22 protein-coding genes and 1 other annotated feature are annotated in these 26,315 nt (G+C 37.7%); of the genes, 20 read left to right on the forward strand and 2 right to left on the reverse strand.

Features of this window, described 5'->3' with window-relative positions:
* The first annotated feature begins 425 nt into the window (after positions 1-425).
* The 8 genes from rpmG (at position 426) to rplL (ending at position 5,281) form a co-directional block, all read left to right on the forward strand.
* Positions 426-590, forward strand: a complete 165-nt coding sequence (rpmG, locus tag BHF70_RS08945; RefSeq protein WP_230973717.1) for a 50S ribosomal protein L33 — start codon at positions 426-428, stop codon at positions 588-590.
* 30 nt (positions 591-620) lie between these two features.
* The gene (secE, locus tag BHF70_RS08950; RefSeq protein WP_075759897.1) at positions 621-818 is read left to right on the forward strand and encodes a preprotein translocase subunit SecE; all 198 of its coding nucleotides are present in this window, start codon (positions 621-623) and stop codon (positions 816-818) included.
* Positions 819-833: 15 nt separating this feature from the next.
* Complete coding sequence (gene nusG / locus BHF70_RS08955) at positions 834-1,382, forward strand: transcription termination/antitermination protein NusG (protein ID WP_075759898.1); 549 nt, start codon at positions 834-836, stop codon at positions 1,380-1,382.
* A gap of 89 nt (positions 1,383-1,471) precedes the next feature.
* Positions 1,472-1,897, forward strand: coding sequence for a 50S ribosomal protein L11 (gene rplK, locus BHF70_RS08960; protein ID WP_075759899.1), 426 nt, complete (start codon positions 1,472-1,474; stop codon positions 1,895-1,897).
* Between the two features lie 92 nt (positions 1,898-1,989).
* Positions 1,990-2,682: a 50S ribosomal protein L1 gene (gene rplA / locus BHF70_RS08965; protein ID WP_075759900.1), complete on the forward strand. Its 693-nt coding sequence runs from the start codon at positions 1,990-1,992 to the stop codon at positions 2,680-2,682.
* 154 nt (positions 2,683-2,836) lie between these two features.
* Positions 2,837-4,162: an MATE family efflux transporter gene (locus tag BHF70_RS08970; RefSeq protein WP_075759901.1), complete on the forward strand. Its 1,326-nt coding sequence runs from the start codon at positions 2,837-2,839 to the stop codon at positions 4,160-4,162.
* 32 nt (positions 4,163-4,194) lie between these two features.
* Positions 4,195-4,326, forward strand: a sequence feature (ribosomal protein L10 leader region).
* 39 nt (positions 4,327-4,365) lie between these two features.
* Positions 4,366-4,875, forward strand: a complete 510-nt coding sequence (rplJ, locus tag BHF70_RS08975) for a 50S ribosomal protein L10 (protein WP_075759902.1) — start codon at positions 4,366-4,368, stop codon at positions 4,873-4,875.
* Between the two features lie 40 nt (positions 4,876-4,915).
* Positions 4,916-5,281 carry a 50S ribosomal protein L7/L12 gene (gene rplL, locus BHF70_RS08980; RefSeq protein ID WP_075759903.1) on the forward strand — a complete coding sequence of 122 codons (366 nt, stop codon included), beginning with the start codon at positions 4,916-4,918 and terminating at the stop codon, positions 5,279-5,281.
* A gap of 73 nt (positions 5,282-5,354) precedes the next feature.
* Here the strand turns inward: rplL and BHF70_RS08985 are convergent, their stop codons facing one another.
* On the reverse strand, positions 5,355-6,116 hold the full coding sequence (locus BHF70_RS08985) for a DeoR/GlpR family DNA-binding transcription regulator (protein WP_075760575.1): 762 nt from the start codon (positions 6,114-6,116) through the stop codon (positions 5,355-5,357).
* Positions 6,117-6,314: 198 nt separating this feature from the next.
* Between BHF70_RS08985 and BHF70_RS08990 the strand changes: the two genes are divergently transcribed.
* The 10 genes from BHF70_RS08990 (at position 6,315) to BHF70_RS09035 (ending at position 16,576) form a co-directional block, all read left to right on the forward strand.
* Positions 6,315-7,151: an aldo/keto reductase gene (locus tag BHF70_RS08990; RefSeq protein ID WP_075759904.1), complete on the forward strand. Its 837-nt coding sequence runs from the start codon at positions 6,315-6,317 to the stop codon at positions 7,149-7,151.
* 29 nt (positions 7,152-7,180) lie between these two features.
* Positions 7,181-8,440, forward strand: coding sequence for a zinc-binding dehydrogenase (locus tag BHF70_RS08995; protein ID WP_075759905.1), 1,260 nt, complete (start codon positions 7,181-7,183; stop codon positions 8,438-8,440).
* Positions 8,441-8,473: 33 nt separating this feature from the next.
* A complete protein-coding gene (locus BHF70_RS09000; RefSeq protein WP_075759906.1) occupies positions 8,474-9,355 on the forward strand; it encodes a class II fructose-bisphosphate aldolase in 882 nt (293 codons plus the stop codon).
* A gap of 194 nt (positions 9,356-9,549) precedes the next feature.
* Positions 9,550-10,596 carry a zinc-dependent alcohol dehydrogenase gene (locus BHF70_RS09005; protein WP_075759907.1) on the forward strand — a complete coding sequence of 349 codons (1,047 nt, stop codon included), beginning with the start codon at positions 9,550-9,552 and terminating at the stop codon, positions 10,594-10,596.
* A gap of 12 nt (positions 10,597-10,608) precedes the next feature.
* Positions 10,609-11,070, forward strand: a complete 462-nt coding sequence (locus BHF70_RS09010) for a PTS sugar transporter subunit IIA (RefSeq protein WP_075759908.1) — start codon at positions 10,609-10,611, stop codon at positions 11,068-11,070.
* A gap of 35 nt (positions 11,071-11,105) precedes the next feature.
* Complete coding sequence (locus BHF70_RS09015) at positions 11,106-11,603, forward strand: PTS sugar transporter subunit IIB (RefSeq protein WP_075759909.1); 498 nt, start codon at positions 11,106-11,108, stop codon at positions 11,601-11,603.
* Between the two features lie 28 nt (positions 11,604-11,631).
* Positions 11,632-13,266 carry a PTS system mannose/fructose/sorbose family transporter subunit IID gene (locus tag BHF70_RS09020; protein ID WP_075759910.1) on the forward strand — a complete coding sequence of 545 codons (1,635 nt, stop codon included), beginning with the start codon at positions 11,632-11,634 and terminating at the stop codon, positions 13,264-13,266.
* 52 nt (positions 13,267-13,318) lie between these two features.
* The gene (locus BHF70_RS09025) at positions 13,319-14,317 is read left to right on the forward strand and encodes a sugar-binding transcriptional regulator (protein ID WP_192846104.1); all 999 of its coding nucleotides are present in this window, start codon (positions 13,319-13,321) and stop codon (positions 14,315-14,317) included.
* Between the two features lie 75 nt (positions 14,318-14,392).
* The gene (locus tag BHF70_RS09030; protein ID WP_075759911.1) at positions 14,393-15,421 is read left to right on the forward strand and encodes an alpha/beta hydrolase; all 1,029 of its coding nucleotides are present in this window, start codon (positions 14,393-14,395) and stop codon (positions 15,419-15,421) included.
* A gap of 207 nt (positions 15,422-15,628) precedes the next feature.
* The gene (locus BHF70_RS09035) at positions 15,629-16,576 is read left to right on the forward strand and encodes a 2-hydroxyacid dehydrogenase (RefSeq protein WP_075760577.1); all 948 of its coding nucleotides are present in this window, start codon (positions 15,629-15,631) and stop codon (positions 16,574-16,576) included.
* A 112-nt stretch (positions 16,577-16,688) separates the two neighbouring features.
* On the opposite strand, the gene BHF70_RS09040 is transcribed toward BHF70_RS09035, so the two are convergent.
* Positions 16,689-18,272 (reverse strand): glucose-6-phosphate isomerase, encoded by a 1,584-nt coding sequence (locus tag BHF70_RS09040; protein WP_075759912.1) that lies wholly within the window; start codon positions 18,270-18,272, stop codon positions 16,689-16,691.
* Positions 18,273-18,745: 473 nt separating this feature from the next.
* Here BHF70_RS09040 and rpoB point away from each other — a divergent pair, with 473 nt between their 5' ends.
* Positions 18,746-22,543 carry a DNA-directed RNA polymerase subunit beta gene (rpoB, locus tag BHF70_RS09045; RefSeq protein ID WP_075759913.1) on the forward strand — a complete coding sequence of 1,266 codons (3,798 nt, stop codon included), beginning with the start codon at positions 18,746-18,748 and terminating at the stop codon, positions 22,541-22,543.
* Between the two features lie 31 nt (positions 22,544-22,574).
* Positions 22,575-26,186 (forward strand): DNA-directed RNA polymerase subunit beta', encoded by a 3,612-nt coding sequence (gene rpoC / locus BHF70_RS09050; protein WP_075759914.1) that lies wholly within the window; start codon positions 22,575-22,577, stop codon positions 26,184-26,186.
* The last annotated feature ends 129 nt before the right edge of the window (positions 26,187-26,315 follow it).

The raw sequence follows: 26,315 nt of genomic DNA on the forward strand, positions 1-26,315 counted from the left end.
ACATTGATTAAGGAGAGGGTTGGGAATATAATAAGACCATAGTTTTTCATATATATATTTTAATCCTCTCTTTTCATTTAGACCCCGCAACGAAAGCGGGGTCATTTTTGTTTTATAGGAAGTTTTGCAAAAAAGACCTGTTCAAGAGTTTTTTATAGAATTTAATAATTTGTTTATAAATGTTTATATATAGTATATTGATTAGAAGGACACATGTGATTATACTTAAACCATAGTTTTTCATATATATTTTTTAATCCTCTCTTTTTGAAATAGCTTTGTTTAATCACGAAGCTATTTTTTTAAATTGTTCAAAAATTAAAAAAGTATTGACGTGAGAAAAAGACCATGATATACTCATTACGCTAGACTTTAGCGTTGGAAGAAGGTCTTTTTTTTATGCCTTATTTTAATTAACAATAATAATGGAGGTGGAAGTTGTGCGCACAAAAATCACATTAGAATGTACAGAATGTAAACAGCGTAACTATGACATGACTAAGGATAAGAAAACTCATCCAGAACGCATGGAAACAAAAAAATACTGTAAATTCTGTAAGAAACACACATTACACAAAGAAACTAAATAGTTTCCCGGTAATAGCTTAAGGAAGTGGAGTATGGAAAAAACTAACAAAGCGAAAAAGTCAGAATGGTTTAAAGAATTAAAAGCAGAATTTGCAAGAATCATTTGGCCAACAAAGGAAAAAATCGTAAGAGAAACAGCAATTGTAGTTATCTGTGCTATTATTATCGGAATCATTGTTGCAGTTCTTGACATGGGACTCCAATATGGAATTCAGGCATTGGTAGGATAGAGGTAAGGAGAATATATGGCAGAAGCAAATTGGTATGTTGTTCACACTTACTCAGGATATGAGAACAAAGTTAAGGCAAACCTTGAAAAAACCATTGAGAATCGAAAGCTTCAAGATGAGATTTTAGAGGTTCGTGTACCGCTGGAAGATGTGGTAGAGCTGAAAAATGGTGTGAAAAAACAAGTTTCTAAGAAAATGTTTCCGGGATATGTATTAATTCATATGGTAATGAATGATGACACATGGTATGTAGTAAGAAATACCAGAGGTGTTACAGGATTTGTCGGTCCTGGATCAAAACCGGTGCCGCTTACTCCTGCTGAAATGAAACCATTAGGAATCCAGGTCAGTGGAGGAGCACAGGAAGAAGCACCAAAACGTGAAAAAGTTGAAATTGATGTAGAAATTGGTGATATGATTGTTGTAACTTCCGGTGCTTGGGAAGGAACAACAAGTGCAGTCACTGCAATCAATGAACACAAGCAAACAGTTACCATTGAAGTAGAGATGTTCGGAAGAGCTACTTCTGTGGAAATTGATTTCTTAGATATTAAGAAAGTGTAACGAAAAGCAAAAAGTAATGATATTTTTTGTTTGAGACAAAGTGGGAGGGCTATCCCGTAATTACCACAATAATCAGGAGGTTAACGATTATGGCAAAGAAAGTAGAAGGTTATATTAAACTTCAAATCCCAGCAGGAAAGGCAACACCAGCACCACCAGTTGGACCAGCACTTGGACAGCATGGTGTAAACATTGTACAGTTCACAAAAGAATTTAACGCAAGAACAGCTGATCAGGGAGATGTGGTTATTCCTGTAGTTATTACAGTATATCAGGACAGAAGCTTTAGCTTCATAACAAAGACTCCACCAGCAGCAGTATTATTAAAGAAAGCTTGTAATATTCAGTCTGGATCAGGTGAACCAAACAGAAAGAAAGTAGCTACTATTTCTAAAGAAGATATTCAGAAGATCGCTGAAACAAAAATGAAAGACCTGAATGCAGGATCTATTGAAGCTGCTATGAGCATGATTGCCGGAACAGCAAGAAGTATGGGAATCACTGTAGAAGAATAGGCATTGAATGCCAGTCAGGTGTAACTACCTTAAATAATAGTAAAAAAAGTGGGAGGGCTTGCTCCCGATATTACCACAGGAGGTATTTTAGAATGAAAAAAGGAAAGAGATACGTAGAACTTAAGAAATTAGTGGATAAATCAACAGCTTATGATCCACAGGAAGCAATTTCTTTAGTTAAAAAATTAGCGAATGCGAAATTCGATGAAACAATCGAAGCTCACATCCGCCTTGGAGTAGATGGACGTCAGGCTGACCAGCAGATTCGTGGTGCAGTTGTACTGCCACACGGAACAGGTAAAGAAGTAAAAGTTCTTGTATTTGCTAAAGATGCAAAAGCTGAAGAAGCAAAAGCAGCAGGAGCAGAATTCGTTGGTGCTGAAGAATTAGTACCAAAAATCCAGAAAGAAAACTGGTATGACTTCGATGTTGTTGTAGCTACTCCAGACATGATGGGTGTCGTTGGTCGTTTAGGTCGTGACCTTGGACCAAAAGGTTTAATGCCAAACCCTAAAGCTGGAACTGTAACAATGGATGTTGCAAAAGCCATTAAAGAAATCAAAGCAGGTAAAATCGAATATAGATTAGATAAAGCTAATATTATCCACGTACCAGTTGGAAAAGCTTCATTTGGTGAAGAACAGTTAGCGGACAACTTCCAAACGTTAATCGATGCAATTATCAAAGCAAAACCTGCAGCAGCAAAAGGTCAGTATTTCAGAAATGTAACAATTTCTTCAACAATGGGACCTGGAGTGAAAGTAGATTCAACAAAATTTGCTTAAATCTTAACGATTTTCCCCTCTATAAGTTTTATAGAGGGGTTTATTGTTACATAAAAATACTAAGAAATGTTAGATATAAAAAGCGGACTTGTCCGCTTTATTCTGTATCCAGAGATATTTTAAATTAAAAACGAAAAAAGAATGAGAGGAAAAAATGAAGGATCTAACTACAGGAAATCCGTTTCAGGTCATTCTAAGGTTTACCCTTCCAATGCTTTTCAGCATGATTTTTCAACAGGTATATAGTGTTGTAGACAGTATTGTTGCCGGAAAGTACATAGGTGTCAATGCCTTAGGAGCCGTAGGCGCTTCTCAGCCTATAACAGCAATATTTATTGCTGTTGCTGTTGGAACCGGTATGGGAATAAATGTTGTTATATCAAACTTTTTTGGAGCCAGGAAATATAAAAGGGTCAAAAGTACCATTTCTACTTCTGTCATAACAGTGGTCATTATGAGTGTGATATTAACTGTTTTGGGCAGCATTGGATGTAATGGAATGCTGAAACTTCTGTCAACGCCGACAGATATATTTTCAGATGCGGCATTATATCTGAAAATATATATCTGGGGGATTATTTTTCTGATGCTGTATAATGCGGCAACTTCAATTTTTACAGCTTTGGGAGACTCCATGACCCCTTTGGTTTTCCTTATATTTTCATCTGTACTGAACATTATTCTTGATGTAGTGTTTGTAACCTGTTTTCATATGGGAGTATCAGGAGTTGCCTGGGCAACATTTATAGCTCAGGGAATTGCTTCGGTATTAGCTGTTATAACAGTGTTTATAAAAGTTAAGAAAATCAAAACTCCTGCATATAAGAAATTTAATACTCTTTTATTAAGAAAGGTTATGACGATTGCGGTTCCAAGTATTATGCAGCAGTCATTTGTGTCTATCGGACAGCTGTTTGTACAGGGAAGGATCAACAGTTTTGGAGCTATCGTAGTTGCAGGATATTCTGCAGCATTTAAAATACAGATATTTATTCTTGCAGCATTAAGTACGGTATCCAATGCCATATCCAGTTTCATTGCCCAGAATCTGGGTGCTGGAAAAACAGAGAGAATGCGTGATGGAATTAAAATCGGTTTAAAAATGATTTTCTCTATGTCGGTAATATTTTTCCTTGTCTGCTATTTTATGGCAAATCCGTTGATGGAACTGTTTATGGATGGAAAGACACAGGAATCGTTAAATGGTATTAAAGTAGGTGTAGGATTTCTGCATATTGTAACACCATTTTATATGATAATCTGTATAAAATTTATTTATGACGGAGCGTTACGTGGAATGGAAGCGATGAAAGGATTTATGGCATCTACATTTGCGGACTTAATTGCCAGAGTAGTTTTATCTTTTCTGTTTTCAATACCATTTGGATATATAGGAATCTGGTGGGCTTGGCCGGTAGGATGGTTTATCGGAACCTGTGTATCGATTTACTGTGGGAAAAAAGAATTGAAAAAATATTAAAAGTAGTTGACAAAAAAGAACAAATATGATATCTTATTAAAGTATTACTGCCGAAGACAGTAGGTGCCATATGGCGTAACGTAGAACAACCTACCGAGGAGAATATTAGTATGAAGCTAATTATGCCCTTTGTTTTTGCAGACAGAGGGTTTTCTTATATTCGAGCGGTACACGAAAATAAATCAAGGAGGTGCACCAATAAAATGGCAAAAGTTGAATTAAAACAACCAATTGTAGACGAAATCAAAGAATTACTTACAGATGCTCAGTCCGCAGTATTAGTATCCTACCGTGGAATTACTGTAGAAGAAGACACAGCTATGCGTAAGGAATTAAGAGAAGCAGACGTAGAATACAAAGTATATAAAAATACTATGATTCGTTTTGCTGTAAAAGATACTGAATTTGATTCATTATCTGGAGATTTAACAGGACCTACTGCTATCGCTATATCTAAGACAGATGCAACAGCTCCTGCAAGAATCCTTGCTAAATATGCAAAGAGTGTTGAAGCTTTAGAATTAAAGTCTGGAGTAGTAGAAGGAACATTCTATGACAAAGATGGTATCCAGGTTATCGCAAGCATTCCATCAAGAGACGAATTACTTGCAAAATTCCTTGGAAGCATCCAGTCACCAATTACAAACTTTGCTCGTGTTATTAAGCAGATCGCTGAAAAAGACGGTGAAGTTGCAGAAGAAGCAGCTGAATAATTATCAGCAAAGAATTAAATAATATTAGGAGGAAATTATAATGACAACTCAGGAAATTATTGAAGTTATCAAAGGTTTATCAGTATTAGAATTAAATGAATTAGTAAAAGCTTGTGAAGAAGAATTCGGTGTATCTGCAGCAGCAGGTGTTGTAGTAGCTGGAGCAGCTGGAGCTGGAGAAGCAGCTGAAGAAAAAGACGAATTTGATGTAGAATTAACAGAAGTTGGTGGAGCTAAAGTTAAAGTCATCAAAGCTGTTCGTGAAATCACTGGTTTAGGATTAAAAGAAGCTAAAGAATTAGTTGACGGAGCTCCTAAAGTAGTTAAAGAAGCTGTATCTAAAGCAGAAGCTGAAGACATCAAGACTAAATTAGAAGAACAGGGTGCAAAAGTTACTCTTAAATAATTAAGAGAAAAAACTTCCGATTGATTTAGAAGATTTAAAATGCCGTACTAACGTAAGTTGGTACGGCATTTTTTTATTCATAAAGTACCTGCACATCGTATTTATAACACATTTCATCAATATCCTCCGGAAGGGGACGATCTGTGATCAAAACATCAATTTCTTCAAAAGAAAGAACTTTACGATAATAAGTATGTCCGAACTTTGTATGATCCATTAAAACAATGGTTTGATCGGCATTTTCGTGGAGGACTTTTTTTAAAACAAATTCTTCTCTGGAAGTTTCTGTCAAACCTCCATCTGCGGATAATCCATATCCACTCAGGAAGCAGATCGTTGCGTGATGCTGGCTGAAATAATCGCAGGCTTCTTTTCCGTAAACACATTCTCTTTGGGGATGAAATTTCCCGCCGGGAAGTTCTAAAAAGATTTTTGGATTTGTGCCTAAAGCTTGTGCGGCAGGAATGCCAAAAGTCAGTACATCTAATTCGATATCCTCAGGAAATGACTTTGCCAGACAGAGACAGGTAGAACTGGAATCTAGAAAAATACGATCTCCATAATTGATAAATGATGCAGCGATTTTTCCGATGTGAAGTTTCTCTGCAATATTTGTTTTGTTCCGAAAGACAAAAGGCCATCTTGCCAATGTTGGATGAATGTATGAAGCACCACCACGGGTCCGTTTTAAAGAGCCTTCTTTTTCTAAATATGCCAAATCTCTTCGAATGGTTGGTTCACTAACAAAAATAGATTTAGCAAGATCAGAAACACTCATATAGGTATTTTTTTCTAATAAAGCTAGAATTTCTTCTCTTCGGGTTTCTGGAATCATAATTTCTCCTCTCAGAAATGCTTTTGCTAATTTGATCAAGATATTTTCTAAAATATGAGAAATGATAACATGTTTTTGATCAAAAATCAATAAAATCGCCATTCATTCAAAAATTATCGATCAAGTGTTATACTAAAACAAAATTTAGACGAATCAAATAATCAGAAACGAAATGATAAATGAATGGAGGAGACGTGAATGGAAACCGTTACATTACAAAATGGAGTGAAAATGCCGGTCATTGGATTTGGAACTTGGAAATCTCCAAATGATGAAGTGACAAAGGAGGCAGTAAAAACTGCAATTGAATGTGGGTACCGTTATATTGATGGTGCAGCAGTTTATGGCAATGAAACATGGGTAGGACAGGGAATCAAGGAGAGTAATATTCCAAGAGAAGAATTATTTATTACAAGTAAAGTTTGGAATGATGCTCATGGATATGAGCAGACTTTGAAAGCATTTGATCAAACAATGGAGGATCTTGGTTTAGACTATTTGGATCTTTACCTGATTCATTGGCCGGTACCGGCAGGAACACAAGATACATATGTGGAAACATTGCGAGATACATGGCGTGCTCTTGAAAAGTTATATAAAGATGGAAAGGTAAAAGCAATTGGTGTCAGCAATTTTAAACCTCATCATATGGATGAAATATTGGAAGTATGTGAGATTGCACCGATGGTGAATCAGATTGAATTCCATCCAAGTTATCTTCAAAATGAAATTAGAGATTACTGCAAAGAACATGATATCATTGTTCAGGCATACAGTCCTCTGGCAAACGGAAAAGTATTTGAGTGTAAAGAAATTGCAGATATGGCAGAAAAGTATCAAGTATCTATTGCTCAGATCTGTGTCAAATATGCACTCCAGCATGATACAGTAGCTATTGTAAAAAGCGTAACAAAAGAAAGAATTCAAAAAAATATTGAGTTAGATTTTACGATTAGTGATGAAGATATGAAAGAAATGGATGCCATTACCACCTGTGAAGGATGGTGCCAGGATAGCGATAATATTGATTTTTAATAAATGTTACGAAGGAAGAAGGGAAACATATGAAAGCAAAAGCAGTCAGAATGCACGGAGTTAATGATTTACGGCTGGAAGAATTTGAACTTCCTGAATTAAAAGAAGATGAAATTTTAGTCCGTATCATGACAGATAGTGTGTGTATGTCTACATACAAAGAAGCAAATCAGGGAAGCAAGCATATCCGTGTACCGGAAGATATTGAAGAACATCCGGTCATTGTAGGACATGAATTTTCCGGAAAAATTGTTGAAGTTGGAGAAAAATGGAAAGATCAATATGAGGTTGGACAGACGTTTGCAATGTATCCGGGAATTCCCGGACAATTGTATGCACCTGGTTATTCTTATGAATTTTTTGGAGGAGCTGCAACCTACTGCATTATTCCTGCAGCTGCAATAGAAGCGAAAAGTCTGATGCCGATAGATTCTGAATGTTTTTATGAATTATCCACAACAGAACCGATTTTTTGTATTGCGGGAGGATTCCATTCCAATATTCACTTGAAACCGAATTCACATGAAGTGATCTCAGGAACAAAAAAAGATGGAAATATGATCATTCTTGGAGGATGCGGACCAATGGGATTGGGAGCTATCAGTTATGCTATGTCATTGGAAAATCATCCAAAACGATTGGTAGTGACAGAAATCTCAGATGAACGTTTAAAGAGAGCAAGTGAAATTTTATCCGTAGAACTAGCAGAGGAAAAAGGGATTGAACTTCATTATATCAATACTGCAAAGTTGGATGATGAGATTGCGGAACTAATGGAAATTACAGAAGGAAAAGGATATGATGATGTTTTTGTATTTACACCAATTAAGAGTGTAGCAGAAACAGGAAATGCAATTTTGGCAATGGATGGCTGCATGAATTTGTTTGCAGGACCTGCAGACAATCAATTTAAAGCAGAAATTAATTTATATGACAGCCATTACAAAAATACAAAGATTGTTGGTTCTTCTGGTGGAACAAGAGATGATTTTATAGAAGCATTAGAATTGATCAAAAATAAAGAAATCAATCCGGCAGTTATGGTAACTCATGTAGGAGGAATCAATGCATATTCAGATGCGGTAATTAATCTTCCAAAGATACCAGGCGGCAAAAAATTAATTTATCAGCAATTTGATATGCCGTTAACAGCCATTGATGATTTTGCAAAATTAGGAGAAGAAGATCCGTTGATGAAAGATTTAGCAGATGCCTGTGAACGAAATAAGGGTCTGTGGAATCCGGAAGCAGAGCAAATCTTGTTAAAACATTATGGAGTTATAAAATAAAAGAATTAGAAAGAATAGAAGGAGGAAAATAATATGCTAATTCATATGGGAAAACTTTTAAAAGATGCCAAGGAAAGAGGATATGGGGTTGCAGCACCAAATGTATGGAGTTTAAATACAGCAAGAGTGGTATTTGAAGCTGCGGAAGAATTAAAAGCTCCGGTTATTTTTGATGTGGCAGGAGTTCATAAATTAGAAGAATCTGCAGATGCGGTAAAATTCTATGAAAAGAAATTTCCAAATGTAGTTGCTGCATTGAATCTGGATCATGGTGGAGATTTTGAAGAAATCGTTGCAGCCATTCGTTTGGGGTACAGTTCAGTTATGGTAGACCGTTCTACACTTTCTTTTGAAGAAAATGTAAGAGAAGTTTCTGAGATTGTAAAAATTGCACATGCTGTTGGAGTATCTGTGGAAGCAGAATTAGGGCATGTAGGACAGGGGTTTGAATATGAGGCAACCAGAGATGCAGGGTTAACTCGTAAAGAAGAAGCGGTAGAATTTGTAAAAAGAACAGGAGTGGACTGTTTAGCGGTTTCCGTAGGAACTTCCCATGGAACTTATACGGGAACACCAAAACTTGAATTTGAATTGTTAAAAGAGTTATCTGATCTGGTAGATGTACCTTTAGTATTACATGGTGGTTCAGGAACCGGAGATGACAATTTAAAGAAAGCAGTAGAAACAGGAATTCAGAAAGTTAATCTTTGTACAGATTTGAGTAATGCTGGATTAGAAGAATTGAAAAAATATCTTGCTATCGATTATGACAGTATGAAGAAGAGCGGTAATCTTGGAGAGTTTGGAAATCCAAGTGCCCATATGTTTGATATGTCAAATGCAGTTGCTGAAGGTTATAAGGAGAAATTAAAACATTATATAAAATTATTTGGTGCAGAAGGAAAAATAAAATAATAAACACATAAATTTATACGAGAAATGAAATGCGGCTTTCAAAATTTTGAGGCCGCATTTTTGGCAAATTTTACAATCTTGCGCATATGTGAAAAAATATTCAAAAATGTATTGACATTGATACAAAAGGTGTTATAATAAAGTTAATGAACAAATTTGCACATTATATAACGAATGCAAAAGGAGGTGTTGTTATGCCAGAGAAAATGAGGTTTGGATGCTTGGTAAAAAAAGGAGTGGCAGAAGTCAGAGAAAGACCTCTTCCGGAAGTAGGAGAGCATCAAGTATTGTTGAAAATGAAGGCTTGTAATATATGTACAACAGATTATGGCCAGTGGCTGGGATTAAGAGAACATCAAGGATATCCTATGGCCGGAGGCCATGAAGCAGCAGGAGTTGTTGTTCAGGTTGGATCCAAAGTTAAGGATTATCAAGTAGGAGATTTGGTAGCAACCGGATATAACGGATGTGGTAATTGCATGGCATGCAGAAGCGGAAATGTGGATGAGTGTGAGGAAAAAGCAGTTACAACTGAAGATGGTTATTGCTATGGATTTTTCGGATTTTCTGATTATTGTGTAAAGAATACAAGAAGTCTTTATAAAGTAAGTTCAGACTTAAATCCGGCAGAAGCAGGATTCTTAGAACCGCTGGCTACAGTATTGCACGGAATGAAAAAATTAAGAGTACAGCCTTTTGAGACGGTTGTAGTCATTGGAGCCGGAACCATGGGACTGATCAATGCACAGGCAGCAAAAGCTTATGGTGCCAGAGTCATTGTTTCCGAAATCATGGAAAAGAAAATTAATACGGCAAAAAGCATGGGATTTGAAGTAATTGATTGTAATGTTGATGATCCGGTTGTAAAGGTAAAAGAATTAACGGATGGAAATGGTGCCGATGCTGTCATTGTTGCAGTCGGTAATACGATAGCCAATAATCAGGGACTTGAAATGCTAAAACAAATGGATGGGCGGTTATTGTTATTTGCAGCAGGTTATCCTGCGCCGGAATTAAAGGTAGACTCTAATACGATTCACTATAGAAGAATTGAACTAATTGGTACTTTTGGGGCAAATCATGAAGACTTTTCTGAAGCAGCTAAGGCACTTAGTACCGGAGTTGTTGATGTATCAAAAGTTTTGGAAGGAGAAAGTTATCCTTTGGATGATATTCAAGAAGCGTTTGCAGCGGCTAGTGAACCGGGGAAATATAGAGTTACTGTTATTTTGGATAAATAGGAGGAAAGAAGCTTGAGAACTTACAAATCAGAAACAATCAATCCGGATGTACCGGGGATTATTTTATTAAGTCACGGACCATTCGCGGTTTCTTTGGTTGAGACAGCAGGAATGTTATTTGGAGATGCAGAAAATATTGCAGCATATTCTTTAGATCCGGGAGATGACATTGATCATTATAGAGAGTCTTTCGTGGAAACGATCAATGAATTTCCGGAAGGAACGGTTATTATGGTGGATCTGTTTGGAGGAACCCCGTGTAATCAGGTCATGCGTTATATTCAGGAAACAGAAAAACCATTGGAAATTGTTGCAGGTATGAATCTTCCAATGTTGGTAAATGCTATTATGGCAAGGGAATCTTTAGCAGGTAAAGATTTTAGTTTAGATGCAGTTGCTAACGGTCAAGCAGGAATCTTACGAGTTGATGTAGAAGGATTCTTAAGCGATGACGATGAAGAAGATGATGAATAAATTATCATACAAGCAAAGTGAAAGGAGGAAGATTTATGGCAAAAAATTTGGCAGTTAGGGTGGATGATCGTTTGATCCATGGACAGGTAGTAACACAGTGGGTAAAAGTGTTCAAAGCACAGAAAATCGTGGTGATTGACACAGATGTAGCAAAAGATAAAATGCAGAAAAATGTATTAAAATTTGCTGCACCGCCAGATATGAAAGTTAGTATCCTGTCTGTTGATAAAGCGGTTGAAGTCTGGAATAAGAATAAGTTTGGAAATCTTAATGTTTTTGTTCTGTTTCGAAATGTAAAATACATTAAAGAATGTCAGGATAAAGGATTAAATTTCGAAGAAATTTCTTTAGGACAGATGGCTATCATCAATGAAAGAAAGCAGATTTATAAACAGCTTGGTCTAGATGAAAGCGAAGCACAGACAGTGCTGGATTTGGAAAAGAGTGGAGTAAACATCTATTTTCAGATGCAACCAACTGACAAAAAGGAATCATTGGAAATTATCAAAAAAGTATTTCCAGATGTGAACTAAGAAAGAGGAAGAGAAGGAGAAAAAAACTATGACGATTACACTTACAAAGGCCATTATCCTTGGCCTGTGCTGTGGTATTGCAAAAACATGTATTCCATATACCTGGGGTGCATTTGTATATAACACGGTAATCTTTAATGCAGTAGTTATCGGAGCTGTTATGGGTAACATGACGCAGGCAATGATCATTGGAGCATCTTTACAGCTGATTTATCTTGGAGTCATTTCCGCTGGTGGAAATCAGCCATCAGATCCATGTTTGGCATCTTATATTGCAATTCCGGTTGCGCTGGTTTCTGGATTGGATACCAATGCAGCAGTTGCATTGGCAGTGCCAATTGGACTTTTAGGAGTACAAATTTCCAACCTGCTTTATTTAATGGCTGGATTTTTCGCTCAGAAAGGTGACAAATTTGTAGAACAGGGAAATGCAGGTGCAATGACACGTTGGTCAGTTGTGTATGTTGGTATTATCAGGACATTAGCTTTTGGAATTCCTGTGGCAATTGCACTTTACTTTGGGGCAGGAATGATGCAAGGGGTATTAGATGATATTCCTAAATTCTTAACAAATGGATTATCTGCAATGGGAGCTTGTCTGCCGGCAGTTGGATTTGCAATTATCGCAAACTTAATTTCCAAACCAAAATATGTACCATTTTTCTTTGCTGGATTTTTCCTGATCCAGTATACAAAAATCGGAACAATTCCTTTACTTTTGGCAGGAGCATTTATTACATTCTTATATCTGACATTTACTTCAAAAGAATATACAGCAAATGTGGATGATGAAGACGAAGATGATGAAGACGAAGATGAGGTAGAAGAAGTTGGAGAACACCACAGATTACTTTCTAAAGGTGAAGTTCTTAAATCATGGACCATCTGGTGGGTCATTGCAGAAGTTGGACATAGTTTTGAACGTATGCAGGCACCTATGTTCTGTACAGCTATGGCATCAGCCTTGAAAAAATTCTATCCTGGAGAAAAGAATAAAGGACGTTATATTGAAGCATTAAAACGTCATATGACATTCTTTAATACAGAAGCTCATTGGGGTGGAGGACCTTGCTTAGGACTTTCTCTTGCTATGGAAGAAAAGAAATCTCAGGCATATGATGAAATCCCTGGTGAAGTCATCCTGAACCTGAAAACTGGTTTAATGGGACCTTTAGCTGGCATTGGCGATACGATCTCATGGTCTACATTAATGTACTTGTTCATTGGTTTATTCCTTCCATTAGCTCAGAAAGGAAATCCAATTGGTGGAATTGGTCCGGTTGTATGTTTAACAGTTGTATGTTATGCCATTGGATATTTCTTAACGGAAAGAAGTTATGCATATGGATATTCATTTGCAGAAAATATGTTAAAATCCGGATTAGTTAATATGATTATTACAGGTGCCAGTATTCTCGGATTATTTATGATGGGTGGATTAGCAGCTACATATGTTACTGTTACAACACCAATTAAATTTGTAACCAGTACATATACAACAACATTACAGTCTATTTTTGACTCTATTCTTCCAGGAATCCTTCCATTAGTAGTTGTATTGCTTGTATGGAAATATTTATCTAAGAGTAGAAATTATTTCAAAGCAACCATTGGATTAACAATTGTTTCCTTAGTATTGGGATGCTTAGGATTGATTATTTAAATTGACGAAATACCCTGCCCAATATTATACTATAAAGTAGAATAAACGGAAAATGCGAAAGGTAGGGAACAAGGAAAGATTGAGAGAAGAAAGATTTATTACAAAAGTTGTGGACATGCATTATAAAAGAGGTATGTCCCAGCAGGAAATCGGAAAAGCATTAAATGTTTCAAGACCAACGGTATCCAGAGCCTTAACAAAGGCGAAAAAAGAAGGTTATGTGGAGATTAAGATTAATCATTTGGATGGATCAATGATTCCTACGGAAGAGGTATTGGAGAACAAGTTCCATTTAAAAGAGGCAATCATAGCATCGAAACGTAAAGATGAGGATATCGGTGATACGGTAGCATTTTATGCATCAGACTATCTGCTTCGAATTATTAAAAATAATATGATACTTGCCATGTCCCGAGGAGTGACTTTACAGAAAATGGTAGAATCTTTGGAAAAAGATGTGCGACGAAGGTTTTTGAGACTGCAGGGAATAGAAGTTGTTCCTTTGGAGGCATCCACAAATGTCTTGGCGACAGCGTCGCGAGCCTACAGGCTAGCTTATTCCAATTACTTAACAGAAGAAGTTGCGGCATTGCTAAATGGAAATGGATATCAGATACTGGCTCCCCAGTATGTTAGTTCTGCAGAAACCAAAAGGGTTTTAATGGAAGAGAAAAGTATTAAGGATATCTTTGATATAGCGGCAGCGGCAGATGTAGCATTCATTGGAATTGGTACGGTGGAATCAAATTCAGCAGTTATGAATGCAGAACTTATGCCGCCGAAAGAATTCCAGCGGTTGAGCCGTAAAGGTGGAGTCGGGGAGATTATCGCATATGTTTTGGATGAAAATGGTGATCTTCTGGATGATCCCATTGTTGATCGATTGATCTGTCTGGAACTTGAGAGATATAAGAAGATTCCAATTCGTGTTGGTGTGGCATATGGTATGAAGAAAAAAGAAGCAATTCTTTGTGCACTAAAGGGTGGTTGGATTAATGTATTGATCACTGATGAAGAAGTAGCTGAGTATTTAGTTGAAGCAGAAATCTGATAACAAAACAATTGATAAAATCCCAGAGAAATATTTATTTCTTTGGGATTTTTGTTTACACAGAAAGGTGAAGACATGAAGCAAATTATAAAGAAAAAATTAGAAGAAACAAGACCGCATGCTTTTGAAAAAAAAGTATTGGAAAGAGAAAAAGCAAAAGGTGCTCCTAATGTGAGTTTATTTTATCAGAAAACTACTTCAGAAGTTGATAATATAGATTTAGCAGCTATTCGAAGAGATATGAAACGTGAAGGCGAAGATATTACTACAGCTGAGGTAGAAGAAATAGCTAAAATTATTCCAGTTGGCAATCATATGATACAGGTATCTGTTTATAAAAGAAAAGATATAAAGGAAAAAGCCAATGCGGTCTTGTTTCTCCATGGTGGAGGGTTTGTAGGCGGAGATGTTGCAACAAAAGGAAATCAATGCAAATATCTGGCAGAACAATCTGGGGCAGTGATCATTTCTCCTGAATATCGTCTGGCACCGGAAACACCATATCCGGGTGCAATTGAGGATGTCATGGGAACTCTGGAATGGATAGTGGAAAATGATGGATATCTGGGAATTAATAAAGATAAAATAGCTATTTCAGGGGAAAGTGCCGGGGGAACCCTTGCAGCAAACTGTTGTTTAAGGGACAAAAAAGAAAGGATAAAACTGGCATTATATGTATATGGTGCATTTGATCTGGCTGCAGCAGAAGAAACCGATTATCATTGGGATTATTTACTCTATGATATGGTAGATGATCAGGAACAAAAAGATTATATTATGAATCGTTTATTTCGATTTAAGGAATTAACAACATCTATAGATGCTTTATATGTTTTGGATGGTACATCCATAAAGGATAAGAATGTTTCTCCATTTTATGCAGAAGATTTAAGTCGAATGCCAAAAACTGTTATGATTGAAGCAGAATTTGATTATTACAGAATCTGCAATGAAATATATGCCAAAAAACTGGATGAAGCCGGCGTAGATACAGAGGTTATTTTCTATGAAGGACTGGATCACGGATTCTTTGACAGATTGGGGGTTCTTCCGCAAACAGCAGACTGTATTGAAGAAATAGCAAAACGAGTGAGAGAAATGTAGAAATATCAGGATAGGTTAAAGATATAACAAAGAAAAGAATCATAAAGAAGTGCTGTCACACCGAAGATGGATCAGCTGCATTGCAGTATGATTTTCATATAATTGAGTGTGGCAGCTTTTTTTACCTAATGAATTATACTATAATAGGAAATATGGTACAGCAAAGAAAAAGGCTAACAAAGGGGAAAGAGGTACAGTATGAAGATTATGAAACTAGTTATTATTGAACCATTGGGTGTAGAAGAAGCTTTTTTGATGGATGTTGCAAAAAAAGCTTTAGGGGAATCTGTAGAAATTATTTCTTATCCAACCAGAACTACAGATACGAAAAGTCTGATTGAAAGAGGAAAAGATGCAGATATTATTATGGTGGCAAACCTGCCATTAAATAGCGAAGTAATCCGCGGATGTGAGAAGTTAAAATTACTGGCAGTGGCATTTACCGGAATTGATCATATTGCAATGGAAGCCTGTAAAGAACGTAATATTACTGTCTGCAATTGTGCAGGATATTCTACTGCTGCTGTATCAGATTTGGTGTTCGGACTGCTTATTTCGTTGTACCGGAATATTATTCCATGTAATCAGGTAGTAAGAGAAGAAGGAACGAAAGAAGGTCTGGTGGGATTTGAACTGGAAGGAAAGAAGTTTGGTGTTGTAGGAACAGGGGCGATCGGAACAAATGTAGCCAATATTGCCAAAGCCTTTGGATGTGAAGTATATGCATATTCCAGAACAAAGAAAGATTTAGATGGTATTACATATCTTTCATTAGAAGAGTTGCTTTCCACATGTGATATCGTATCCTTGCATGTGCCTTTGAATGAAAGTACGAAAGGATTGATTCATAAGGAGAATCTTGCATTAATGAAAAAGAGTGCGGTACTGATCAATACTGCCAGAGGACCTGTGGTGGATAGTGAGGCTTTGGCTGATGCACTAAATGAAGGGAAAATTGCCGGAGCAGCAGTTGATGTTTTTGAGACAGAACCACCCGTACCGAAAGATCATCCATTATTCCATGCCAAAAATCTTATTGCAACTCCTCATGTGGCATTTGCTACAAAGGAAGCTTTGGAGAAACGGGCGGTTATGAATTTTGATAATGTGAAAAAATGGTTAGAAGGAAATCCGGTGAATGTACAGTCATTCTAAAGAAATAGACATAAAAGTTTTCTAAAAAAGTTAAAAAGGAAACAGGAGATGTTCCGCACAGATGTGTACTTGGAACATCTCCTGTTTTTCATCTTTTTTATTTGTTATCGGTTTAGATATCCAATAAGTCACTGAATGCTTTTAATGCTCCGTCTGTATCATGGGCAAGAACACGTTTTGCAAGAATCTTACCAAGTTGAACTCCTTCCTGATCAAAGCTGTTCAGATTCCACAGGAATCCCTGGAACATAATCTTGTTTTCAAAATGAGCTAATAATGCACCAAGTGATTCTGGTGTTAACTGATCTCCGATAATGATGCTTGAAGGACGTCCACCGGCAAATTTCTTATTAGGGTTTTCGTCATCTTTACCACAGGCAAATGCAATGATCTGGGCTGCTACGTTAGCGCAAAGTTTCTGCTGGCTAGTGCTGTCTTCGATTACAACATCTGTACCTAACTGGCTCTTTTTAAATCCAACGAACTGTAATGGAACGATGTCTGTTCCCTGATGTAATAACTGATAGAAAGAATGCTGTCCGTTTGTACCAGGTTCTCCAAAGATAACTGGTCCGGTTACATAATCTACAGGTTCTCCAAAACGGTTTACACTTTTACCATTTGATTCCATATCACATTGCTGTAAATGTGCAGGGAAACGGCTTAATGCCTGAGAATAAGGTAAAACAGCGGTAGAAGGATATCCCTGAACGTTACGTTCATAAACACCAATTAAAGCATCTAACATATCAGGGTTTTTCAAAACGTCTTTGTTCTTTGCAAGTGCATCTTCATCTGCTGCTCCGTTTAGGATTCTTGCATAAATATCTGGACCAAATGCCAGTGAAAGAACAACTCCACCAACAACAGAAGATGAAGAATAACGACCTCCGATAAAGTCATCCATGAAGAATGATTCAAGGTAATCATCACCCTGTGCCAAAGGAGATGTTTCGCTTGTTGCGGCAAGCATGTGATTTTTAGGATCCAGTCCCTGTTTCTTTAAGGCTTCTTTTACAAAAGCTTCATTTGTAAGGGTCTCTAATGTTGTTCCTGATTTTGATACAACGATAAACAGAGAACGGGATACATCAATAGAGTTAAGAACGGCAGCAGCATCATCCGGATCCACGTTACTGATGAATTTTGCTTCCATTTTAAATGTATCATTTGCTTTTGCCCAGTTTTCAAGAGCAATGTATAAAGCACGAGGACCTAAATCGCTTCCTCCGATACCAATCTGTACAACGGTTGTAAATGTTTCACCGGCAGCATTTGTGATTTCACCAGAATGAACTTTCTTTGCAAATTCAGCTGCTTTTTCCTGCTGGGAAACATAAAAATCACGCTTGTCTACACCATCAACAATAACAGGATTTCCTAACTGTCTACGAGCTAAATGATGAAGAACCAGACGTTTTTCTCCGGTATTGATAACTGCACCATTATATAATTCCTGGAATTTTTCAATTAACTGCTGTTCTTCTGCCAGTTCAGCAAGTGCATCCAGAATAGTGTCATCAATTTCTTTTGCAGCATAGTTGAAATTAAGACCAGCTGCCATAGGTGCATTATAACGGGATACGCGGTCAGCACCTTCTTCACCGGACATTGCTTCGATAATGTTTACTCGACCTTTCAGACCGGTAAGTTTTTCATAAGACCCTAATGTGTCAAGATTGTTCCATGTTGCCATAAATAGTTCCTCCTTAATAATATGGTTGTTCATTGATTGGATGAATAGATGCAAATACCAATGGTGAGTCCCAAACAAAGGATGTTTTTCCATCACAATTCTAAATTTATTATACTAGAAATAGTCTCTTTTTTCAATGGATTGTACTTACTAAATTGTTTTTGGATTTAGACCATATGCGACAAAAAGAGACAGTTATTCATACACAACCTGATAACATATTTAATTTGGAAATATGGTAAAGAATAAACTCTTACCACTAAATGTGAAAAAAGTCAAGGGAAAAATGAAAAAAAGTTGTTGACATGGCAAAATCACTATGATAATATAAGAAAATGCTTTACTGTGGGTTTGTATGCCCATGGTGTTTAGGAAATTCATTTTTAAATTGTGTTAAAACCTGGCAAATATGAGGGTTTTACACAATATGTAGTATATAAACCAGCTTTAGATCAAGAGGTGAAAAAACGTCCATGGAAAAGAACAGAATACAGCCAATAAAATCAGGTACCGGGATGCGAATCAGCTATGCCAGGCAGGAAGATGTCCTTGAAGTACCGAATCTGATCGAAATTCAGAAGGATTCATATAATTGGTTCTTAGATGAAGGATTAGCAGAAGTCTTTGAAGACATCTCTCCAATTGAAGATTATAGTGATCAGTTGAGCTTGGAATTTGTTGACTATCAGTTATGCAGGGATGATATTAAATATTCTATAGAAGAATGTAAAGAAAGAGATGCAACATATGCAGCTCCTTTAAAAGTGAAGGTAAGACTTCTTAATAAGGAAACAGATGAAATTAAGCAGCATGACATTTTTATGGGCGATCTTCCACTGATGACAGAAACTGGTACTTTCATTATTAATGGTGCGGAACGTGTTATTGTCAGCCAGTTGGTTCGTTCTCCTGGAATTTATTACGGAATTGCTCATGATAAGATCGGTAAGAAGTTATATTCAGCAACTGTTATCCCGAACCGTGGTGCATGGCTGGAATATGAAACAGACTCCAATGATGTGTTCAACGTTCGTGTAGACAGAACAAGAAAAGTACCGATCACAGTGCTGATCCGTGCATTAGGTATCGGAACGAATGCAGAAATCAAAGAATTATTTGGAGAAGAACCAAAGATTCTTGCAAGTATCGAGAAAGATCCTTCTGATAATTATGAAGATGGACTTCTTGAATTATATAAGAAAATCCGTCCGGGTGAACCATTATCTGTCGATAGTGCACAGAGCCTGATCAATAGTATGTTCTTTGATCCAAGAAGATATGATCTGGCAAAAGTAGGACGTTACAAATTTAATAAAAAACTGGCATTCCGTAATCGTATTGCCGGATTTATGCTGGCAGAAGATGTTGTGGACACAACAACAGGGGAAATTATCGCAGAAGCAGGAACAGTTGTAAGTATGGAACTGGCTGATCAGATCCAGAATGCAGCAGTGCCAAGTGTGATGATTCAGACAGAAAACGGTAATACAAAAGTGTTATCTAATATGGCTGTTAATCTTGCAGAATATGTAGATTTCAATCCGGAAGAAATCGGTGTTCATGAACATGTATTTTATCCTGCTCTGGAAAAGATTCTGGAAGAAGGATATGAAGGAGAGGAACTGAAACAGGTTCTTAAGAAAAATATTCATGAACTTATTCCTAAACATATTACAAAAGAAGATATTTTAGCTTCTATTAACTATAATATTCATTTAGAATATGGAATTGGAAATGATGATGATATTGACCACCTGGGAAATCGTCGTATCCGTTCTGTAGGAGAACTGCTTCAGAACCAGTACCGTATTGGATTGTCCCGTCTGGAAAGAGTTGTTCGTGAAAGGATGACAACACAGGATATTGAATCTATTTCACCACAGTCTCTGATTAATATCAAACCTGTAACAGCGGCAGTAAAAGAGTTCTTTGGAAGCTCTCAGTTATCCCAGTTCATGGATCATAACAATCCGCTGTCTGAATTAACTCATAAGAGACGTTTATCAGCATTGGGACCAGGAGGTCTGTCCCGTGACCGTGCCGGATTCGAAGTTCGAGACGTACATTACTCACATTATGGAAGAATGTGTCCAATCGAAACACCTGAAGGTCCTAACATCGGTCTGATCAACTCTTTGGCAACATATGCAAGAATCAACGAATATGGATTTATTGAAGCTCCATATCGTGTGCTTGATAAAACTGATCCTGAAAATCCGATTGTTACCAATGAAGTTGTTTATCTGACAGCTGATGAAGAAGATAATTTTATTGTAGCACAGGCGAACGAACCTCTGGATGAAGAAGGGCATTTTGTTCATACTCATGTATCCGGACGTTACCGTGAAGAAACATCTGAGTTTGATAAAGCAAATCTTGATTTAATGGACGTTTCTCCAAAGATGGTATTCTCTGTAGCTACATCCATGATTCCTTTCCTGGAAAATGATGATGCCAACCGTGCGCTGATGGGATCCAACATGCAGCGTCAGGCAGTTCCACTTCTGTCAACAGAAGCACCTGTAGTTGGAACAGGTATGGAGTCAAAAGCTGCATATGATTCAGGAGTATGTATTACTGCAAAGAATTCAGGTGTAGTTGAAAGATCCACAAGTACTAAAATCGTTGTAAAAAATGATGATGGTGGAAGAGATGAGTATAATGTTATCAAGTTTGCACGAAGCAACCAGGGTAACTGTATGAACCAGAGACCGATTGTTTTTGTTGGAGACAGAGTAGAAAAAGGTGACATTTTAGCTGACGGAGCTTCTACATGTAATGGAGAAATGGCTCTTGGTAAGAATCCGCTGATCGGATTTATGACATGGGAAGGTTATAACTACGAAGATGCGGTACTGTTAAGTGAACGTCTTGTACAGGAAGATGTTTACACATCTGTTCATATTGAAGAATACGAAGCAGAAGCTAGAGATACTAAATTAGGACAGGAAGAAATCACAAGAGATCTTGCCGGTTTAAGTGAAGATGTTCTGAAAGATCTGGATGATAATGGTATTATTCGTATTGGTGCAGAAGTGCGTGCCGGAGATATTCTGGTTGGTAAAGTAACTCCAAAAGGAGAAACAGAATTAACAGCAGAAGAAAGACTGCTTCGTGCAATCTTTGGTGAAAAGGCAAGAGAAGTCCGTGACACATCTTTAAGAGTTCCTCATGGAGCATATGGTGTTGTTATGGATACAAAGATCTTCACAAGAGAAAACGGAGATGAGCTTCCACCAGGAGTAAACAAGAGTGTTCGTGTTTACATTGCACAGAAGAGAAAGATTTCCGTAGGAGATAAGATGGCTGGTCGTCATGGTAACAAGGGTGTAATTTCCCGTATTTTACCAGTAGAGGATATGCCTTATCTGCCAAACGGACGTCCACTGGATATCGTACTGAATCCACTGGGTGTGCCATCACGTATGAACATCGGACAGGTGCTGGAAATCCACTTATCTTTGGCTGCAAAGGTATTAGGATTTAATGTGGCAACACCAGTATTTAACGGGGCCGATGAAAATGATATTGCAGATACTCTTATGATGGCAAATGATTATGCAAATACTTCATGGGAAGAATTTGAAGCAAAATGGCGTGACAAAGTTAATGACGATGTTATGCAGTATTTATATGAAAACAGAGACCACAGAAAAGAATGGGAAGGTGTTCCGATTGATACAACAGGAAAGGTAAGACTTCGTGACGGACGTACAGGAGAAGAATTTGACAGTCCTGTAACTATCGGTTTCATGCATTACCTGAAACTGCATCATCTGGTTGATGATAAGATTCATGCCCGTTCTACAGGTCCTTACTCATTAGTTACTCAGCAGCCTCTGGGTGGTAAGGCACAGTTCGGTGGACAGCGTTTTGGAGAAATGGAGGTTTGGGCACTGGAAGCTTATGGTGCATCCTATACACTTCAGGAAATCCTGACTGTAAAATCTGATGATGTGGTTGGACGAGTTAAAACATACGAAGCAATTATTAAAGGTGACAATATTCCAGAACCTGGTATTCCGGAATCTTTCAAAGTACTGCTGAAAGAATTCCAGTCCTTGGCTTTGGATGTGAAAGTATTAGACGAAAATGCTTCTGAAGTTGAAATCAGAGAAGATATTGATGGCGGAGACGTTGATCAGGATCTGGCACCAATGATTGAAGGAGACAGCGTCTTTAACAATTATGAAGAAAGTGAAGCAACTTTAGGTGCCCTGGGATACAAACAGGGAGAACTTTCAGAAGGTGAAGATGATACGATCTTATAGATGGATGTGCAATTAGGAAGGAGCAGCCTTAATGATAGAATCAAGCAATGAATATTCAAGCAACAAAATTTCATTTGATGCAATTAAAATCGGGTTGGCTTCTCCAGAAAAGATCCGTGAGTGGTCAAGAGGAGAAGTAAAGAAGCCTGAGACGATTAACTATCGTACATTAAAGCCTGAAAAAGACGGGCTTTTCTGTGAGAAGATCTTTGGACCAACCAAAGACTGGGAATGTCACTGTGGAAAATACAAAAAAGTACGTTACAAAGGTGTTGTCTGTGACCGATGCGGCGTAGAGGTTACAAAGGCAAATGTACGTCGTGAAAGAATGGGACATATTGAACTGGCAGCGCCAGTGTCCCATATCTGGTATTTTAAAGGAATCCCTAGCCGTATGGGATTAATGCTTGACATTTCACCTAGAACTCTGGAAAAAGTTTTATATTTTGCTTGCTATATCGTATTGGATGCAGGAGATACTGATCTTGCATACAAACAGGTATTAACAGAAAAAGAATATAGAGAAGCTTATGATAAATATGGTGATGCATTCCGTGTAGGTATGGGTGCAGAAGCAGTAAAAGAACTGTTAGAAGCTATTGATCTGGAAGCAGAAGCAAAAGCACTGAAAGATGAGTTTAAAACAGCAACTGGACAGAAAAGAGCAAGAATCGTCAAAAGACTGGAAGTTGTAGAAGCATTCTGCAACTCTGACAACCGTCCGGAATGGATGATCCTTGATGTTGTGCCGGTTATTCCGCCAGATATCCGTCCTATGGTACAGCTGGATGGAGGACGTTTTGCAACATCTGACTTAAATGATCTGTACAGAAGAATTATTAACAGAAATAATCGTCTGAAAAGACTTCTGGAACTGGGAGCACCAGATATTATCGTAAGAAACGAAAAGAGAATGCTGCAGGAAGCAGTAGATGCTCTGATCGATAATGGAAGACGTGGACGTCCTGTAACAGGACCGGGAAACAGAGCTCTTAAATCCTTATCTGACATGCTGAAAGGTAAACAGGGACGTTTCCGTCAGAACCTTCTTGGAAAACGTGTAGACTATTCCGGACGTTCTGTAATCGTCGTTGGACCGGAACTGAAGATTTATCAGTGTGGTCTTCCAAAAGAAATGGCAATTGAATTGTTTAAGCCATTTGTTATGAAAGAACTGGTAGAAAGAAAGCTTTCTCACAATATTAAATCTGCTAAGAAAATGGTTGAAAAACTGCAGCCGGAAGTATGGGATGTACTGGAAGATGTTATCAAAGAACATCCGGTTATGTTAAACCGTGCCCCTACACTTCATAGACTTGGTATTCAGGCATTTGAACCAATTCTGGTAGAAGGTAAAGCAATTAAGCTTCATCCGCTGGTATGTACTGCATACAATGCCGACTTTGACGGTGACCAGATGGCTGTCCATCTTCCATTATCTGTGGAAGCACAGGCAGAGTGTCGTTTCCTTCTGTTATCACCAAATAACCTTCTGAAACCTTCAGATGGTGGTCCGGTAGCCGTTCCTTCACAGGATATGGTACTTGGTATCTACTACCTGACTCTGGAAAAAGAAGGAGATAAAGGTGAAGGAAAATACTTTAAGTCTGAAAATGAAGCATATCTTGCATATGAAAATAAAGTTATTACGCTTCATGCACGTATTAAAGTAAGACGTACAGGAGTAGATAAAGATGGAAATCCTATTTCTCAGGTTGTTGATTGTACACTGGGACGTATCCTGTTTAATGAAATTATTTTACAGGATTTAGGATTTGTAGATAGAAGTAAACCGGAAAATGCTTTAGCTTTAGAAATCGATTTCCATGTAGGAAAGAAACAGTTAAAACAGATTCTGGACAGATGTATCAATATTCATGGTGCAACAAAGACAGCAGAAGTGCTGGATGACATTAAAGCCATCGGATATAAATACTCTACAAGAGGTGCCCTGACAGTATCCATTTCTGATATGACAGTGCCACCTGAAAAACCTCAGATTCTGGAAGATGCTCAGAATCAGGCAGAATTTATTACAGAACAGTACAAACGTGGATTAATGACAGAAGAAGAACGCTACAAAGCAGTTGTTAAAACATGGTTTGATGCCGATGAAGTTCTGACAGACAAACTGATCACAGGATTGGATAAATTGAATAATATCTTCATGATGGCTGACTCTGGTGCCCGTGGTTCTAACCAGCAGATTAAACAGCTGGCAGGTATGCGTGGATTGATGGCCGATACATCAGGACGTACCATTGAACTTCCAATCAAGTCTAACTTCCGTGAAGGTCTGGATGTACTGGAATATTTCATTTCTGCTCATGGTGCTCGTAAAGGTCTGTCCGATACAGCTCTTCGTACAGCCGATTCAGGTTACCTGACTCGTCGTCTGGTAGATGTATCACAGGATCTGATCATTCGTGAACAGGATTGCTGTGAAGATAAAAATGAAATTCCTGGAATGTATGTGGAAGCATTCATGGATGGACAGGAAGTTATTGAAAGTCTTGAAGAACGTATTACAGGAAGATATGCAGCAGAAGAAATCAAAGATCCTGAAACAGGAGATGTTCTGGTAAAAGCAAACCATATGATTACACCAAAACGTGCTAAAGCTGTTGTGGAAGCCGGACATACAAAAGTTAAGATTCGTACAATGCTTACCTGTAAATCACCAATTGGAGCCTGTGCAAAATGTTACGGTTCCAACATGGCAACAGGTCAGGCAGTACAGGTTGGAGAAGCTGTCGGAATTATTGCTGCCCAGTCTATCGGTGAGCCTGGTACACAGCTTACAATGAGAACATTCCATGCCGGTGGTGTAGCCGGTGATGATATCACACAGGGTCTTCCACGTATTGAAGAGCTGTTTGAAGCACGTAAACCAAAAGGTCTGGCTATCATCGCTGAATTCGGTGGAGAAGTACAGATCAAGGATACAAAGAAAAAACGTGAAGTTATCATCTCCAACAGAGAAACTGGAGATGTTAAGACTTATCTGATTCCATACGGATCCAGACTGAAAGTAATGGAAGGACAGATTCTGGAAGCTGGAGATGAATTAACAGAAGGTTCTATCAACCCTCATGACTTGCTGAAAATCAAAGGTATTCGTGCCGTTCAGGATTATATGATCCGTGAAGTGCAGAGAGTATATCGTCTGCAGGGTGTAGATATCAATGACAAGCACGTTGAGGTTATCGTACGTCAGATGCTGAAGAAAGTCCGCATTGAAGATGGTGGAGATACAGATTATCTGCCAGGAGCAATGGTAGACGTTCTGGAACTGGAAAAAGCAAATAAGGAAATGGTTGAAAAAGGATTAGAGCCTGCACAGGCAGAACAGATTATGCTTGGTATTACAAAAGCATCTCTGGCAACAAACTCTTTCTTATCTGCAGCATCTTTCCAGGAAACAACAAAGGTTCTGACAGATGCAGCAATCAAAGGAAAAGTCGATCCATTGGTAGGTCTGAAAGAAAACGTACTTCTTGGAAAACTGATTCCGGCCGGTACTGGTATGAAACGTTATCGTGACGTTAAGATCAGCACAGATGTGGAAGATTTCACAATTGGTGATGAATTTGATTTTGATGACGAAATCAGTTTTGACGAAGAATTAGATTTCCAGGAATAAGTTAACTGAAAAAATAAGAAATAAAATTAGAAACAGAGTATAATTCCAGAAATTTACTCTGTTTCTTGTTTTTTTATTGCAAAAAAACTATGAAAATGATAAGGTTAAATTGATAATTTATATGAGACT

It is taken from the genome of Anaerostipes sp. 494a (assembly GCF_001940315.1).
In the GTDB taxonomy this organism is placed as follows: Bacteria; Bacillota; Clostridia; order Lachnospirales; family Lachnospiraceae; genus Anaerostipes; species Anaerostipes faecalis.

Coding starts and splice junctions, on each gene's coding strand:
- rpmG (WP_230973717.1), top strand. CDS start 426: ATGGAGGTGGAAGTTGTGCGCACAAAAATCACATTAGAATGTACAGAA.
- BHF70_RS08995 (WP_075759905.1), top strand. CDS start 7,181: ATGAAAGCAAAAGCAGTCAGAATGCACGGAGTTAATGATTTACGGCTG.
- BHF70_RS09000 (WP_075759906.1), top strand. CDS start 8,474: ATGCTAATTCATATGGGAAAACTTTTAAAAGATGCCAAGGAAAGAGGA.
- rpoC (WP_075759914.1), top strand. CDS start 22,575: ATGATAGAATCAAGCAATGAATATTCAAGCAACAAAATTTCATTTGAT.
- BHF70_RS08990 (WP_075759904.1), top strand. CDS start 6,315: ATGGAAACCGTTACATTACAAAATGGAGTGAAAATGCCGGTCATTGGA.
- BHF70_RS08985 (WP_075760575.1), bottom strand. CDS start 6,116: ATGATTCCAGAAACCCGAAGAGAAGAAATTCTAGCTTTATTAGAAAAA.
- BHF70_RS09030 (WP_075759911.1), top strand. CDS start 14,393: ATGAAGCAAATTATAAAGAAAAAATTAGAAGAAACAAGACCGCATGCT.
- BHF70_RS09035 (WP_075760577.1), top strand. CDS start 15,629: ATGAAACTAGTTATTATTGAACCATTGGGTGTAGAAGAAGCTTTTTTG.
- BHF70_RS08970 (WP_075759901.1), top strand. CDS start 2,837: ATGAAGGATCTAACTACAGGAAATCCGTTTCAGGTCATTCTAAGGTTT.
- BHF70_RS09040 (WP_075759912.1), bottom strand. CDS start 18,272: ATGGCAACATGGAACAATCTTGACACATTAGGGTCTTATGAAAAACTT.
- rplL (WP_075759903.1), top strand. CDS start 4,916: ATGACAACTCAGGAAATTATTGAAGTTATCAAAGGTTTATCAGTATTA.
- BHF70_RS09025 (WP_192846104.1), top strand. CDS start 13,319: ATGCGAAAGGTAGGGAACAAGGAAAGATTGAGAGAAGAAAGATTTATT.
- BHF70_RS09020 (WP_075759910.1), top strand. CDS start 11,632: ATGACGATTACACTTACAAAGGCCATTATCCTTGGCCTGTGCTGTGGT.
- rpoB (WP_075759913.1), top strand. CDS start 18,746: ATGGAAAAGAACAGAATACAGCCAATAAAATCAGGTACCGGGATGCGA.
- rplK (WP_075759899.1), top strand. CDS start 1,472: ATGGCAAAGAAAGTAGAAGGTTATATTAAACTTCAAATCCCAGCAGGA.
- rplJ (WP_075759902.1), top strand. CDS start 4,366: ATGGCAAAAGTTGAATTAAAACAACCAATTGTAGACGAAATCAAAGAA.
- rplA (WP_075759900.1), top strand. CDS start 1,990: ATGAAAAAAGGAAAGAGATACGTAGAACTTAAGAAATTAGTGGATAAA.
- nusG (WP_075759898.1), top strand. CDS start 834: ATGGCAGAAGCAAATTGGTATGTTGTTCACACTTACTCAGGATATGAG.
- BHF70_RS09015 (WP_075759909.1), top strand. CDS start 11,106: ATGGCAAAAAATTTGGCAGTTAGGGTGGATGATCGTTTGATCCATGGA.
- secE (WP_075759897.1), top strand. CDS start 621: ATGGAAAAAACTAACAAAGCGAAAAAGTCAGAATGGTTTAAAGAATTA.
- BHF70_RS09005 (WP_075759907.1), top strand. CDS start 9,550: ATGCCAGAGAAAATGAGGTTTGGATGCTTGGTAAAAAAAGGAGTGGCA.